Source organism: Wenzhouxiangella sediminis (genome assembly GCF_003410055.1).
GTDB classification, from domain to species: Bacteria; Pseudomonadota; Gammaproteobacteria; order Xanthomonadales; family Wenzhouxiangellaceae; genus Wenzhouxiangella; species Wenzhouxiangella sediminis.
The window spans coordinates 48,247-62,344 of sequence record NZ_QUZK01000003.1; the positions used below are offsets into that span (position 1 = coordinate 48,247).

The following is a 14,098-nucleotide window of genomic DNA, read 5'->3' on the forward strand; positions in this document are numbered from 1 at the left end:
CGGCTGCGCCGCGATTTGATTCCGCAAACCGAAAGGCTCTATTGCTTCCTGTCGGTCTCGCAAGGCATCCCACGGCTTAGCCGCCCGCATTGGTTCCGGCTGCCGCCCTGAAACCTGAACCCTGAAACCTGAAACCTGAAACCTATTCTCAGTAATCGAGATTCGGCCGCAGGTATTTCTCCGCCTCGGCGATGCTGATGCCCTTGCGCTCGGCGTAGTCTTCGACCTGATCCTTCCCGAGCTTGCCGACCACGAAGTACTTGCTTTCGGGATGACCGAAGTAGTAGCCGCTGACGGCGGCCATCGGCTTCATGGCGAAGCCGTCGGTCAGCTCGATCCCGATCCTGTCGGTCACGTCGAGCAGCTCGAACAGCTTGACCTTCTCGCTGTGATCGGGGCAGGCGGGGTATCCCGGGGCGGGGCGGATGCCGCGGTACTTCTCGCGGATCAGCGCCTTGTTGTCCAGCGCCTCGTCGGCGGCGTAGCCCCAGATTTCGCGCCGGACCTTTTGGTGCAGCGCTTCGGCCAGCGCCTCGGCCAGGCGGTCGGCCAGCGACTGCAGCAGGATCCGGCTGTAGTCGTCGGTTGCCGGGAACTGTTCGAGGGCCTCTTCCAGGCCGATGCCCGTGGTCACCGCGAACAGGCCGGCCCAGTCCTTGATGCCGCTGTCGGCGTCGGCCACGAAGTCGGACAGACACAGGTTGGCCGAGGGCTTGTCGGCCTGCTGGCGCAGCATGACCATGCGTTCGGCGACCTTGTCGCGCTTCTCGTCGGTATAGAACAGCACGTCGTCGCCGTCGCGGGCGGCCGGCCACAGGCCGCAGACGGCGCGGGCGGTCAGCCAGTCGTTGTCGATGATGCGCTGGAGCATGTCCTGCCCGTCGCGGAACAGGTTGCGGGCCGCTTCGCCCGCTTCTTCGTCCTCGAGGATGTCGGGATAGCGCCCCTTGATTTCCCAGGTCTGGAAGAAGGGCGTCCAGTCGATGTAGTCGACCAGTTCGTCAATCGGCCAGTCCTCGTAGACGTGCAGGCCGGGCTGTTTGGGCGCTTCCGGGCGGTGTTCGTCCCAGTCCGGCCGGAAGGCGTTGGAGCGGGCCGCCTCGATCGAGACCAGCGGCTTGCGCCGACGGCCCTTGGCGCTGCGCTCACGGTATTCTTCATAGTCGGCGCGGATGTCGGCCGCGTAGCCTTCGCGGTGCTGCTTGCTGGCGAGCTTGCGCACGACGTCGACCGAGCGGGAGGCGTCCTTGACCCAGCAGACCGGGCCCGGGTAGACGGGATCGATCTTGAGCGCGGTGTGCGCGCGCGAGGTCGTCGCCCCGCCGATCAGCAGCGGCAGTTCGAACTTGGCCTCGTTCATCGCCTCGGCGACGTTGACCATCTCGTCGAGCGAGGGCGTGATCAGTCCGGACAGGCCGATGATGTCGGCCTCCGAGCTGCGCGCCTCCTCGAGGATCTTCTCGGCCGGCACCATCACGCCCAGGTCGTGGACGTCGAAGCCGTTGCAGGCCAGCACCACGCCGACGATGTTCTTGCCGATGTCGTGGACGTCGCCCTTGACCGTGGCCAGCAGCACCTTGCCCTTCTTCTCCTTGGTGGTCTTCTCGGCCTCGAGGTAGGGCACGAGGTAGGCGACGGCCTTCTTCATCACGCGTGCGGACTTGACCACCTGCGGCAGGAACATCTTGCCTTCGCCGAACAGGTCGCCGACGTAGTTCATGCCGTCCATCAACGGCCCCTCGATCACCTCCAGTGCGGTGTCGAACTGCTGGCGGGCTTCTTCGGTGTCTTCGGTGACGTGCTTGTCGATGCCCTTGACCAGGCTGTACTTCAACCGCTCGGCCACGGGTTTCTCGCGCCAGGCCTCGTCCTTTTCTTCCCGCTTGCCGTCGCCCTTGAACTTGTCGGCGGCTTCGAGCAGGCGCTCGGTGGCGTCGGATCGCCGGTTGAGAACGACGTCCTCGACCAGCTCGCGCAGTTCGGGGTCGATGTCGTCGTAGACGGCCAGCTGGCCGGCGTTGACGATGCCCATGTCCATGCCCGCCTTCGTGGCGTGGTAGAGGAAGACCGAATGCATGGCCTCCCGCACCGGGTTGTTGCCCCGGAATGAAAACGACATGTTCGACACGCCGCCGGAGACGTGGCAGTCCGGAAAGCGCTTCTTGAGCGCCTTCGTCGCCTCGATGAACTCGACAGAATAGTTGTCGTGCTCGGCGATGCCGGTGGCCACCGGAAAGATGTTGGGGTCGAAGATGATGTCTTCCGGCGGGAAGCCGGCGTCTTCGGTCAGCAGCTTGTGGGCACGAGACAGGCACTCGACCATGTGTTCGGCGTTGTCGGCCTGCCCTTCCTCGTCGAAGGCCATGACCACCACGGCCGCGCCGTAGCGGCGGATCTTTCGCGCCTCTTTCAGGAATGCTTCCTCGCCTTCCTTGAGGCTGATCGAATTGACCACGCCCTTGCCCTGCAGGCAGCGCAGGCCGGCCTCGATCACGCTCCACTTCGAGGAGTCGATCATCACCGGCACCCGGGCGATGTCCGGCTCGGCCGCGATCAGGTTGAGGAAATCGACCATCGCCTGTTCGGAGTCGAGCAGGCCTTCGTCCATGTTGACGTCGATGATCTGCGCGCCGTTTTCGACCTGCTGCAGGGCAACCTCGACGGCTTCCTCGTACTTTTCCTCGGCGATCAGGCGCTTGAAGCGCGCCGAGCCGGTCACGTTGGTGCGCTCGCCGACGTTGACGAAGTTCAGCTCGGGCGTGATCACCAGCGGCTCGAGGCCGCTCAGTCGCGTGTGGCGCTTGTGCTGTTCGGTATCGCTCATGCCGCTTTCTTGCTTCGGATGGGACGGGGTGAGTGGCCCTCGATCGCCTTGCCGATCGCGGCCAGGTGTTCGGGCGTGGTGCCGCAGCAGCCGCCGATGATGTTGACCAGGCGATCGCGGGCGAAGCCCTCGATGATCTCGGCCATCTCCTCGGGCGTCTGATCGTATTCGCCGAACTCGTTGGGCAGGCCGGCATTGGGGTGGGCCGAGACCAGGCAATCGGCCACGCGCGAGAGCGCCTTGATGTGCGGCTTGAGCTGGTCGGCCCCGAGCGCGCAGTTGAAGCCCACCGAGAAGGGCTCGGCGTGCTCGACCGAGTAGTAGAAGGCCTCGGGCGTCTGGCCCGACAGGGTGCGGCCGGAGGCGTCGGTGATCGTGCCGGAGATCATGAGCGGCCAGCGTTCGCCGCGGCGCTCGAACTCCTCGTAGACGGCGTAGATCGCCGCCTTGGCGTTGAGGGTGTCGAAGATGGTCTCGATCAGGATGAGGTCCGAGCCGCCGTCGAGCAGGCCGCGGGCCGCCTCGGTATAGGCCTCGACCAGCGTGGCGAAGTCGATGTTGCGGTAGCCGGGGTTGGTCACGTCCGGCGAGATCGAGGCCGTGCGGTTGGTCGGGCCGATCACGCCCACCACGTACCTGCGCTGCCCGGTCTTTTCGCTCCAGGCGTCACAGGTCTGGCGAGCGAGCCTGGCGGCCTCGCGGTTGATCTCCTCGGAGAGATCCTCCAGGGCGTAGTCGGCCTGGCTGATGCGATTCGCATTGAAGGTGTTGGTCTCGACCAGGTCGCAGCCGACTTCGAGGAAATCGTCGTGGATGCGCGTGATCAGCTCGGGCCTGGTGAGCGTGAGCAGGTCGTTGTTGCCCTTGAGGTCGTCGGAATGGTCGGCGAAGCGTTCGCCGCGAAAGGCGGCCTCGTCGAGCTTTTCGTTCTGGATCATGGTGCCCATGGCGCCGTCGAGCAGCAGGATGCGCTCGCCCAGCGCGCCGAACAGCGCCTCGACGCCGTCGGGGTCGTGCCATTGCAGTCGGGTCATGGTTTCTCCGCGAGAAAGGTGATGATTTCGAAATTCGGCGTCTTGCGTTCCACGGAAGTCACGTCGCAAAAGGCGGTGTCGAGCCCCGCCTTCTCGATCAGTCCGGCGAGCTGGCGCGGCGTGAAGCCGTTGTTGGCGTGCCCGAAGGTCTTCACCTGCGCGCTGTGGCGGTGCTTCCTGAGCGTGGCACCGACCAGCCGTCCACCCGGTTTCATGGTCCGCGCCGCCTCGGCCAGCGCCGCCTGCGGGCGATCGCTGTAGGTCAGGGCGTGCATCATCAGCACGCTGTCGAAGGCGTCGTCGTCGAAGGGCAGGGCGTGCATGTCGCCGAGATGGAACTGCACGTTCGTAAGCGGCTTGACGCGCTCGCGGCCTGCGGCGACGACCTTTTCGGAAACGTCCACGCAGTCGATGCGCTCGGCCTGGCGGGCGAGCAGTTCGCCCATGACGCCGTCGCCGGATGCCACATCCAGCACCCGGCCCAGCGAGAGCAGCTGGACCAGCGCGCGGGTGGTGGCCTCCCAGGTGCGGCCCGGCGAGTAGTGGCGCTCCATGTCGCCGGCCACCGAGTCGGGCCAGTTGCGGCCGGCCGCGCGCTGCGCCATGATCTCGGGCAGGCGCTCGGCGTCGGCCGACACGACCGCATCGTCCAGGCCGTCCCGGAACAGCGTCCAGAGCCGGTGCAGCTCGGGATTGTCGTCGGGGTTGCCCAGGCGGTAGTAGACGGACACGCCGTCGCGCCGGTCGACCACCAGCCCGGCCTCGCGCAGGCGGGCCAGGTGCGTGGACACGCGCGGCTGCGCCAGGCGCGTGATCTGCGCCAGTTCGGCCACCGTCAATTCCTCGGTTTCGAGCAACGCCAGCAGCCTCAGCCGGGTCGCGTCCCCCAGCAGGCTGCAGTGGCGGCCCACGCGGTCCAGGTCGATGACTATATCCTTTTATCGCGATTGAAAGATATTTAAGGTTAGTTCTGCCGCCCGGTTTTTGCAACCGATTCCTGGATCTTTGCCCGTCAAATGTACGGCTCTACCTGATGACCTGGTGCGCCAGCGACCAAGCCGGTGTCCTTGAGCAACGACTGCTTTCGTGCCTAAACTATTGTCCTGAAAGGGGATTGACGTTGAGTTCGGGGAGTCTGTCATGGATCGATCAAATCGTCCGAATCAGGCCGTGTCTTTGCGACGCAGCTCAGTTGTGAGCGTGGCTTTGTTTTTTTGCCTTGCCTTCGGAGGTCATGCAGCTAGTGCTGGTTCAGCCGTCAGCACTCAGGGCGACAAGTCCAGTGTCCATGCCGAAGCGCGCGACTTCGTCCGCAGCCTGAGGGAGGGGCCGGATCGGGAAGGTTTCCTTACCCGAGTCGAAAGCGCGGTCGAGCTGATCGGTGCCGATGATTCGCCCGCCGGTCTTGCACGCAATCAGCTCAAGGCTGACGTGAACGATTACTACGAGCACGAGTGGAACAGGCGCTTTCGGGCACTCGGTTGGTTGGGATCCCACTTGGCAGTGCTCTCCGTCGTCCAGGAATTCGAAAAGCAGGGAGATCGCGAAATGAAGGTACGCTTTGCAGATGGTACTCAAGTCACTCTGCGAGTCGACGAACTATTGAAAGGGCTCGATCCCCGGTCGGGACTTCACTTGCAACTCGTCGTGGATCAGGCCACCGCAAGGCGTGCCGACGGAAGCTTGATCCAGAGCTGAGCGGTCGGCGTCCCCAATGCGACACAGGGTCCATGAGCGATGATCAATCCAGCCATCTTCTCAGGAGATTATTGAAGCACTTGCTGAGCCGGTCGTACTGGTTGGTCTTTCCCCGGGCGTCGTATTCGCTGCTCATCGCCCTTTCCAGATCGAACAGGAGTTCGCGCTGCTCGGCCGAGCGCACGCGGCTTTGTATCCAGCCGACGACGGCCAGGCGTTCGCCGCGGGTCACTTCTTCCACGCGATGAAGGGTGGTGCTGGGGTAGAGCAGCAGGCTGCCGGCGGCCGGTTTCCAGGCGCGCTCGCCGCTGCTGTCTTCCATCACCAGTTCACCGCCTTCGTAACTGGCAGGGTCGGAAAGCAAGAGCGTGAAACTCAGGTCGGTGCGCTGGCCCTTCATCAGGGCGTTGTCGACGTGGCTCCCGTAGGCCATGCCCGGTTCGTAGCGGCTGAGCAGCAGCTTGACGAAGGCCATCGGGCGGGCCACCGACTGGACGAGTGGGTTGGCGCGCAGGCGCCGCTCGACGAGCTCGAGCAGGCCGCGAATCTCGGCGGAGTCCTCGGCCTGCAGGTTGTGCTTGACCGTTCGAGCCACCCGCCCGGCCGTGTTTTCTCCGGATGTGAAGTCGGCGCGCGCCGCGGTCTCGACAACGGCTTCGAGGTCGGAGGCTTCGAGGCAGTCGGCAATCTGGAGAAGCATGGGCGAATTATCGAACGAGAGAGGGAACTGCGATTCTGGCTGAGTTGGTATTGAAAATCAATCTCATCTATGCGAGCCTTTCGGCTTCCCCGAATCATCCCCGGACCAAGCATGAACGAACGCAGAAAACTCTGGATCAGCATGAGCGTGGCCCTGTTCGGCACTTCGGTCGTGGCGGCCGACCAGGACACGGGGCTGGACCCCGGCTCGGCTTCGACCGTCGTGGTCCAGGACAGCGCCCAGGGCCCCGGTGAAGGCGAGGGCGAGGGTGAAGGCAGCCAGGCCTATGCCGGCGAGGGCGAAGGAGAAGGCGAAGGAGAGGGGGAAGGTGCCGCACCCGTCGACATCAAGACAGACGCCCCGGCCTACCTGACCCGACTGGGCCTTATCCGGGGCCATCTCATGGTCGGGTTCACGCTCTACTCGCAAGGCGAGGCCGACATGGCCCGCACGCACATGAAGCATCCCCGCGACGAACTCTACGCCGGGCTCGTTCCGGCCATCGAACATCGCGGCGGCCGGGCCTTCGACGACCAGCTTTCCGCGCTGGCCACAGCGGTGGAGAAGGGCGCCGAGCAGGCCGGGGTGGCCGCCGCTTACGAGGCCCTGGTCGAAGCCATCCGGGCCGCGGAAGACACGGCCGAAACGACGCTGTCGGACGAGCTGTTGAGCGTGATGGGCCTGCTGCGAACGGCCGGCGAGGAGTACGCCATCGGCGTGGAGGAGGGTCGCCTGGTCAACGCGCACGAATACCAGGACGCCTGGGGCTTCACGCAGATCGCGATGAAGCGCCTCGGGGAGCTCCCGCAGGATCTGCGCGACCAGGCGCCGGAAGTGGTCGAGCGCGTCGAGTCCATCGTCGGCGACCTTTCCGAACTCTGGCCCGAGTTGGTGCCCGGCGATTCGGTCGAGGGCGAAGCCAGCCGGCTCTACGGGGCCGCAGCGCGCGTCGAACTCGCCGCGCTGGGCCTGGAGTAATAGGCAACCATCCGGCCCCGCCGTTCGGCGGGGTCGGTCAACGGACCTGCGCCAGCCTCTGGTTGGTCCGCGTCACCGCCCGCCGCTCGTTGCGGTCGTTCCACGGCTGCCCGACCGTCTTGCGCATGAGGCCGTCGACGGTGCGCAGCACCAGCAGGTTGTAGATCATCCGCGAGAGGTTGCGCGGCGTGCGCGGGAAGGCGCGCAGGGACATCGAGAAGCCGATTTCCCGGTATTCCACGAAGTGCCACCAGCCGGGCGGAATGTAGAGCACGTCGCCGTGCTCCAGCTCGGCGACCTGTCCCCGAACCTGCCGCAGGGCCGGGTACTTCTCGTAATCGGGTTCGTCCACGCGCGCGTCGAACAGCGCGCTGAAGGAGAACGGGACGCGGTAGAGCCATTGCGTCTGCTCGGGCGAGAACAACAGCACGCGCTTGGGTCCGCCGAAATGGCAGAGCATGATGTCGGCCAGGTCGATGTCGAAATGCAGCTGCACCCGCGATCCCTTGCCGCCCATGAACAGCACGGGCAGCTTCCGGAAGAACTTCAGCCCTACATCCGGGTACTCGAAGTCCTCGGTCAGGTCGGGGATGGTGTTGAAGAAATTGAAGAAGAACAGCCGCAGATCGTTTTCACCTTTCTCCAGCAGTTCCATGTACTCGCCCAGCGGCATGCGCGCCGCCGGCGCGTGCTGGTGCTTGTGGTCGCGCGAGGGCTGGCTGTCGTAGAGCGGGACGACCACGTCCCCGGCGCGCTCCTTCAGGTGTTCGACCGTCCACTTGCGCCGGGCCGGCCAGGATTCGGTCATCCGCTCGATGACCACCGGCCGGGCCGGCTTCTTGTAGTCGGCCTGGAAGGTCGCGGCGTCGACGTTTTCGATTCTGGGAACGCGCGTGAGATCGACCATGTTCAGAAGTCGTCCTTCCAGCGCCGCAGGGCGGCGAAGACCTCGACCGGGTCGCTGCCGCAATCGGGATCGTGGGCCCGGACGGCATCGATCACGGCCGGTTCGCGGGTGCGGAGGAAGGGATTGAAGCGGCGCTCGGCGCCGATGCGGGAGGGCAGGGTGATCTCGCCCTTTTCGCGCAGGGCCGTGGCCTCGCGAGCGCGCTCGCGCAGGTCTTCGTTGCCGGGCTCGACGGCCAGGGCGAAGCGGCAGTTGGCCACCGTGTACTCGTGGGCGCAGAGCACCCGCGTGTCGGCGGGCAGCTCGGCCAGCTTGTCGAGCGAGGCCAGCATCTGTTCGGGCGTGCCCTCGAACATCCGGCCGCAGCCGGCCGAGAACAGCGCGTCGCCGCAGAGCACGATTCGGTGGCCGAAGAAGGCCAGGTGGATGCTGGTGTGCCCGGGCACGCTCAGTACCTCGAAATGCGCTTCCGGTGCTTCGATGTCGACGTGATCGCCCTCGCGCAGCGGGTGATCGACCTGGGGAATGCGCCGGTCCTCGGGGCCGTAGACCGGTACCGGGTGCTCGGCGAGAATGTCGTCGATGCCGTCGGTATGGTCCCAGTGGTGGTGGGTGATCAGCAGCGCCTTCAGCGCCAGGCCGTTCTCCGCCAGCCAGCGCAGCGGCGCGGCAGACGCGCCGGGATCCACGAGCAGGGCGTGCCTGCCGTCGTGCAGGGCCCAGACGTAGTTGCTCTCCAGGGTGGGAATGGCGTCGATCGACAGCGGCATCTCGGGCTCCGTCTGGTATCCTTTTTGCGTGTCCGAGAAGCATTCTAACGCGCGCCGCATGCCGGCCGGTTTTTCCGGCCTGCAGGCCCTTGAAACCCGTCTTGTCGAGGCCGGGTTCGCGCAGCCGCGTCCGAACTGGATCCTGGAAGTCGCGCCGACGGCCAGTGCCTCGCCGAAAAGCGAACTGCGGCGCAGCCGTGTTCTGATCGACGCCGAGTCCTGCTGCTGGCCCTACAAGGCGGAACTCGAGCGCTGGCCGCTCGACGACGACAGCGTCCCGGCCGTGCTGCTTCGCCACGTCTGGCAGCCGGCCATACGGGGTGACCTGCTCGGCGAGGCCTCCAGGGTGCTCAAGCCCGGCGGCGTGCTGGTGTCCGTTTCGGCCAACCCCTGGCACCGGCTCGCCTGGCGCGAGCTCGGTCGTACGGCGCTCCGCTTGCCCAGCTGGCCGCAGTTCCAGTGGATGCACCTGCGCTGCGATCTTCGGTTGTCGACCTCGGCCAGCCTCCAGGTGCGAGGCCTGGTGCCGGGCCTGGTGCCGGTCCTTGTCCTCGTGGCGCGCAAGCCGGCGCAGCCGGCGCGCGTCGAGCCGCTGCGATTTCGCCAGCCGCGCCTGGTCGGCGGATCGGCCGTGCCCAGCCAGTGTCGCGCCGCATGAGTGAGCCGGTGCACATCTGGACTGACGGCGCCTGCCTGGGCAATCCCGGGCCCGGCGGCTGGGGCGCGCTGCTGCGCTGGAACGGTCACGAACGGGAGCTGTCCGGCGGCGAGGCCGAGACCACCAACAACCGCATGGAGCTGATGGCGGCCATCCAGGGCCTGGAGTCGCTCAAGCGGCCCTGCACCGTCGTGCTGACCACCGATTCCCAGTACGTGCGCAAGGGCATCACCGAGTGGATGACCAACTGGAAGAAGAACGGCTGGCGCACGGCGGCGAAGAAGCCCGTCAAGAACGCCGAACTCTGGCAGCGCCTGGACCAGGCGCGCGAACGGCATGAGGTGCAATGGGACTGGGTCAAGGGCCACAGCGGCCACCCGGAAAACGAACGCGCCGACGAGCTGGCGAGTACGGCGGCTCGCGAACAATCATGAAAATCAAAAACAGATTTGTCCACAGATGAACACAGATAAACACAGATGAAATCAAGTAATCTTTATGAAATGACACAGTCGCCTTGAGCGATTGGGGCTGATCCAGGTCGGTCAAAGCGACGACAGTAAAGTGCTATTCGAAAACATCTGACTCCTGACTCTTCGCTCTTCACTTTTCACTTTTTACTTCATTTCTTTGTCTTTATCTGTGTTTATCTGTGTTCATCTGTGGACAAAAAGGTTTTGACTTTTAAGGACCAAGCGATGAGACAGATCGTTCTCGACACCGAAACCACGGGCCTCGAGCCGCAGGAAGGGCATCGCATCATCGAGATCGGCTGCCTGGAGATGATCGAGCGGCGCCAGACCGGGCGCAGTTTCCACGTCTACATCAATCCGGAGCGGGACGTGGAAGATGGGGCCATGGCCGTCCACGGAATCACCAACGATTTCCTCGCCGACAAGCCGCGTTTCGCCGACCTGGCCGGGGACTTCATCGAGTTCATCCGCGACGCCGAGCTGGTCATCCACAACGCGGCTTTCGACGTCGGCTTCCTCGACGCCGAGCTGGCGCGCCTGGACGAGCCCACCCGGGTGGGCGAGCACGCGACGATTCTCGACACCCTGATGCTCGCACGCGAGCTGCATCCGGGCCAGCGCGTGAGCCTGGACGCGCTGTGCAAGCGCTACGAGGTGGACAACTCCGGTCGCGAGCTGCACGGCGCCCTGCTCGATGCCGAATTGCTGGCCGAGGTCTACCTGGCGATGACCGGCGGCCAGGTCGACCTGGCACTGGATCTGTCCGGCGACCGGGACGGTTCGGATGCCGGCAGCGAAGCGGTGGTCGACGTGGACGTATCGAAGCTGGTCGTGCGCCGGGCCGACGAGACCGAGCTTGCCGCGCACCGGGACCGCCTGGAAGCGATTCGCGAGAGCGCCGGTCATTGTCTCTGGCAGGAGTCCTTGGCCGAGGACTGACTGCTTTTCGGCGGACCGAGGCTTTTACTGCGCGTCCGAGCCGCTTGTCGCGGTTTCTTCGTCTTCACCGGCGGGCGTCGCTTCGGGCGAGTCCACGTCGACCAGCAGCGGGTGGTCGCGTCCTTCCATCCACAGCAGGATTTCGAAGAAGGTCCGTATGTTCTCGACGTACTGCACGGGCTCGTAGCCGCGCGCATAGCCGTAGCGCGTCTGGCTGTACCAGCGCTCCTGGGTGAGCAGCGGCAGGGACTCGCGCACGTCGACCCAGCGGTCGGGATCGCCGCCGCGGATTTCGGTCAGCACGCGGGCATCCTCGAGATGGCCGTAGCCGATGTTGTAGGCGGCCATGGCCAGCCAGAGGCGGTCGGGGTGCTCGATGCGGTCCGGAACGCGGTCGATCATCGAACGCAGGTAGCGCGCCCCGCCCATGATGCTCTGTTCGGGATCGACGCGATTGTCGATGCCGAGCTGGCGGGCGGTGCGGCGGGTCAGCATCATGATGCCGCGCACACCGGTCCTCGAGACCGCCGACGGATCCCAGTGCGACTCCTGGTAACCCACGGCCGCGAGCAGCCGCCAGTCCAGGTCGTGCGCCCGGGCCGCCTCCTCGAACAAGGGGCGCAACTCGGGCAGGCGCTCGCGGATCTGGCGCATGAAGGTGAACGTGCCGACGGGCTCGTAGTTCTCGATATGACCGTAGTGGCGCTCGCGCAAGTCGGCCAGCACCGCGTCGGCCTCGGCCACCAGGAAGAACTCGCGCATGACCTGGACCAGGGAATCATCGTCTGATCGTTCCGTCGCCCAGGCCAGCGGCTGGGGTTCGCCCAGCTCGAAGGCCGGCCGGATGGCCGGAAAGAAGCGGCGGTTGAGCTCGAGGATATTGGAGTCGATGATCGTGTAATCGACTTCCTCGTTGCTGATCGCCTCGAAAAGGTCCTCGATGCTTGCGTGGCGGCGGATCTCGGGTTCGACGGCCACGTCATGCCGGGCGAGGAGGGGCAGGTAGACGGTGCCCTCCATGACTGCCAGGCGGCCGTCGGCGAGTTCCTCGACCGAGCGCGGACGCGGCGAACCGCGCCGATACACGACGGTGGGCACGACTTCCTCGTAGGCCGGCCCGAAGCGCAGCTGCGACTGACGATAAGCGGTGCGGGTCAGGTTGGCGGCCACGAAGTCGCCGCGGCCGTCCAGGAGGGCCGGTACCAGGTCGCCCACACTGGGCACGGTGACCACCTGGAGCGGCACGCCGAGATAGCGGGCGAAGGCCAGCGCCAGTTCGTATTCGAAACCGGTTTCGCCTTCGGCGCCGAGGTAGTAGGTCGAAGCGCCGTTGACCGTCAGCATGACCAGGCTGCCGCGGGCCTCGATCCGTTCGACATGGCTCAGGCCGCTGTCGCCCGAGGTCGTCGCGACGACAATGGCCAGCGCGATCAGCAGCAACTGACCCAGCGTCCGGAGCCGCTCGAGCAGGCTGCGCTGCCAGCCCGGCGTGCCCGGATCCTCATGCGCCGCCCGGCCGTTCATGCGGCCGTTGCTGCGCGGGCGTGAAGTGGATGGCGAAGGAAGATCATGCGGTCGCCGCGAGGTGGATCACGATGCCCTTTATAGCGGATTTGGCGCCCGAGCTTAAGCCGTTCTCCTCTGCTAGAATAGCCGGCTTTTCTCCCTTCGAGCGTTCCGTCCATGGCCCGCGACACCCGACCGATTCGGACCCGATTCGCCCCTTCGCCCACCGGTTTCCTGCACATCGGCGGTGCGCGCACCGCGCTGTTTTGCTGGCTGGCGGCACGTGCCACCGGCGGGCAGTTCGTCCTGCGCATCGAAGATACCGACCGTCAGCGATCCACGGCCGAATCGGTCCAGGCCATTCTCGACGGGATGGCCTGGCTGGGCCTGGATGCCGACGAGGGGCCGTTCTACCAGAGCGAGCGCATGGATCGCTACCGCGAAGTGGTCGACCGGCTGCTGGACAACGGGCAGGCCTACCGCTGCTATTGCTCGAAGGAGCGCCTCGAGAAGCTGCGCGAGCAGGCCATGGACGCCGGCGAAAAGCCCCGCTACGACGGGCACTGCCGCAACCTCGAGCAAGCGCCCGAGGGCGTCGAGCCGGTGATTCGCTTCCGCAATCCGCTCGAGGGTTCGGTGGCCTTCGACGATCGGGTCCGCGGACGCATCGAAGTGTCCAACGCCGAGCTCGACGACCTGGTGATCATGCGTGCCGACGGCTCGCCCACCTACAACTTCGCCGTGGTCATCGACGACCTCGACATGAACATCAACCTGGTCATCCGCGGCGACGACCACATCAACAACACGCCGCGGCAGATCAATATCTACCGGGCGCTCGACGTGGAACCGCCGGAGTTCGGGCACGTGCCGATGATTCTCGGCGACGACGGTGCGCGCCTTTCCAAGCGCCACGGCGCCGTCAGCGTGATGAGCTACCGCGAGCAGGGCTACCTGCCCGACGCCATGATCAACTACCTGGCCCGCCTGGGCTGGTCCCACGGCGATCAGGAGATCTTTTCGCGCGAGGAGCTCATCGAGCTGTTCGACATCGCCGACGTCAACCACAAGGCCTCGCGCTTCGATACGGCCAAGCTCAACTGGCTCAACCAGCACTACCTGCGCGAGGGCAACCACGACGAGGTCCACTCCGAGCTGGTCTGGCATTTCCAGCACGCCGGCCTGCATACCGAGAACGGTCCGTCGCTGGCCGACCTGGTTGCCGTGCAGGCCGAACGGGTCGAGACCCTGGTTGAGCTCGTCGAGCGCAGCCGACCGTTCTACGAAGATTTCTCCGAGTACGAACACACAGCCGCGAAGAAGCACCTGCGGCCGGTGGCCGGAGAGCCCCTCGAGAACCTGCGCAACCGGCTGGCCGGGTTGGCTCACTGGCGCGTGGACGATCTGCAGGCGGCCGTCCAGGCTACGGTGGACGAACTGGAGATCGGATTCGGCAAGATCGGCATGCCGCTGAGGGTGGCGCTGATGGGCCACGGCGAATCCCCCGCGATCGACAAGACCCTGTGGCTGATGGGCCGTGAGCGCACCCTGGCCCGCATCGACCGCGCCCTGGCCCACATCGCCGACCGTGCCGCTGCCCAGGACTGATGT

At 65.6% G+C, this 14,098-nt stretch carries 11 protein-coding genes and 1 pseudogene; 6 read left to right on the forward strand and 6 right to left on the reverse strand.

All coding sequences use genetic code 11. The annotated features are described in order from the left end of the window. Positions 1-148: 148 nt before the first annotated feature. Both metH and DZC52_RS15655 read right to left on the reverse strand, forming a co-directional pair. Positions 149-3,858, reverse strand: a pseudogene (metH, locus tag DZC52_RS00530) (methionine synthase). Continuing rightward, on the reverse strand, positions 3,855-4,769 hold the full coding sequence (locus tag DZC52_RS15655) for an ArsR/SmtB family transcription factor (protein ID WP_245960726.1): 915 nt from the start codon (positions 4,767-4,769) through the stop codon (positions 3,855-3,857). Before DZC52_RS15655 ends, metH begins: the two are co-directional and overlap by 4 nt. Positions 4,770-4,998: 229 nt before the next feature. Here DZC52_RS15655 and DZC52_RS00545 point away from each other — a divergent pair, with 229 nt between their 5' ends. Continuing rightward, on the forward strand, positions 4,999-5,556 hold the full coding sequence (locus tag DZC52_RS00545) for a hypothetical protein (protein ID WP_147307562.1): 558 nt from the start codon (positions 4,999-5,001) through the stop codon (positions 5,554-5,556). A 43-nt stretch (positions 5,557-5,599) separates the two neighbouring features. Here DZC52_RS00545 and DZC52_RS00550 read toward each other — a convergent pair whose 3' ends face one another. Then, on the reverse strand, positions 5,600-6,256 hold the full coding sequence (locus DZC52_RS00550) for a Fe2+-dependent dioxygenase (protein WP_116649172.1): 657 nt from the start codon (positions 6,254-6,256) through the stop codon (positions 5,600-5,602). Positions 6,257-6,367: 111 nt separating this feature from the next. Here DZC52_RS00550 and DZC52_RS00555 point away from each other — a divergent pair, with 111 nt between their 5' ends. Next, the gene (locus tag DZC52_RS00555) at positions 6,368-7,234 is read left to right on the forward strand and encodes a hypothetical protein (RefSeq protein WP_116649173.1); all 867 of its coding nucleotides are present in this window, start codon (positions 6,368-6,370) and stop codon (positions 7,232-7,234) included. 37 nt (positions 7,235-7,271) lie between these two features. On the opposite strand, the gene DZC52_RS00560 is transcribed toward DZC52_RS00555, so the two are convergent. After that, positions 7,272-8,141 (reverse strand): cupin-like domain-containing protein, encoded by an 870-nt coding sequence (locus tag DZC52_RS00560; RefSeq protein WP_116649174.1) that lies wholly within the window; start codon positions 8,139-8,141, stop codon positions 7,272-7,274. A gap of 2 nt (positions 8,142-8,143) precedes the next feature. Further along, positions 8,144-8,911 (reverse strand): hydroxyacylglutathione hydrolase, encoded by a 768-nt coding sequence (gene gloB, locus DZC52_RS00565; protein ID WP_116649175.1) that lies wholly within the window; start codon positions 8,909-8,911, stop codon positions 8,144-8,146. A gap of 58 nt (positions 8,912-8,969) precedes the next feature. On the opposite strand from gloB, the gene DZC52_RS00570 reads away from it, so the two are divergent. The 3 genes from DZC52_RS00570 to dnaQ all read left to right on the forward strand — a co-directional run bounded on the left by DZC52_RS00570 (position 8,970) and on the right by dnaQ (position 10,981). Continuing rightward, positions 8,970-9,569, forward strand: a complete 600-nt coding sequence (locus DZC52_RS00570; protein ID WP_181918693.1) for a class I SAM-dependent methyltransferase — start codon at positions 8,970-8,972, stop codon at positions 9,567-9,569. Continuing rightward, on the forward strand, positions 9,566-10,003 hold the full coding sequence (gene rnhA, locus DZC52_RS00575) for a ribonuclease HI (protein WP_116649176.1): 438 nt from the start codon (positions 9,566-9,568) through the stop codon (positions 10,001-10,003). The genes DZC52_RS00570 and rnhA overlap by 4 nt, the downstream gene beginning before the upstream one ends. Positions 10,004-10,267: 264 nt before the next feature. Continuing rightward, the gene (gene dnaQ, locus DZC52_RS00580; RefSeq protein ID WP_116649177.1) at positions 10,268-10,981 is read left to right on the forward strand and encodes a DNA polymerase III subunit epsilon; all 714 of its coding nucleotides are present in this window, start codon (positions 10,268-10,270) and stop codon (positions 10,979-10,981) included. 24 nt (positions 10,982-11,005) lie between these two features. Here the strand turns inward: dnaQ and mltF are convergent, their stop codons facing one another. After that, positions 11,006-12,505, reverse strand: a complete 1,500-nt coding sequence (gene mltF / locus DZC52_RS00585; RefSeq protein ID WP_116649178.1) for a membrane-bound lytic murein transglycosylase MltF — start codon at positions 12,503-12,505, stop codon at positions 11,006-11,008. Between the two features lie 159 nt (positions 12,506-12,664). On the opposite strand from mltF, the gene gltX reads away from it, so the two are divergent. After that, positions 12,665-14,095: a glutamate--tRNA ligase gene (gltX, locus tag DZC52_RS00590; RefSeq protein WP_116649179.1), complete on the forward strand. Its 1,431-nt coding sequence runs from the start codon at positions 12,665-12,667 to the stop codon at positions 14,093-14,095. Positions 14,096-14,098 lie beyond the last annotated feature (3 nt).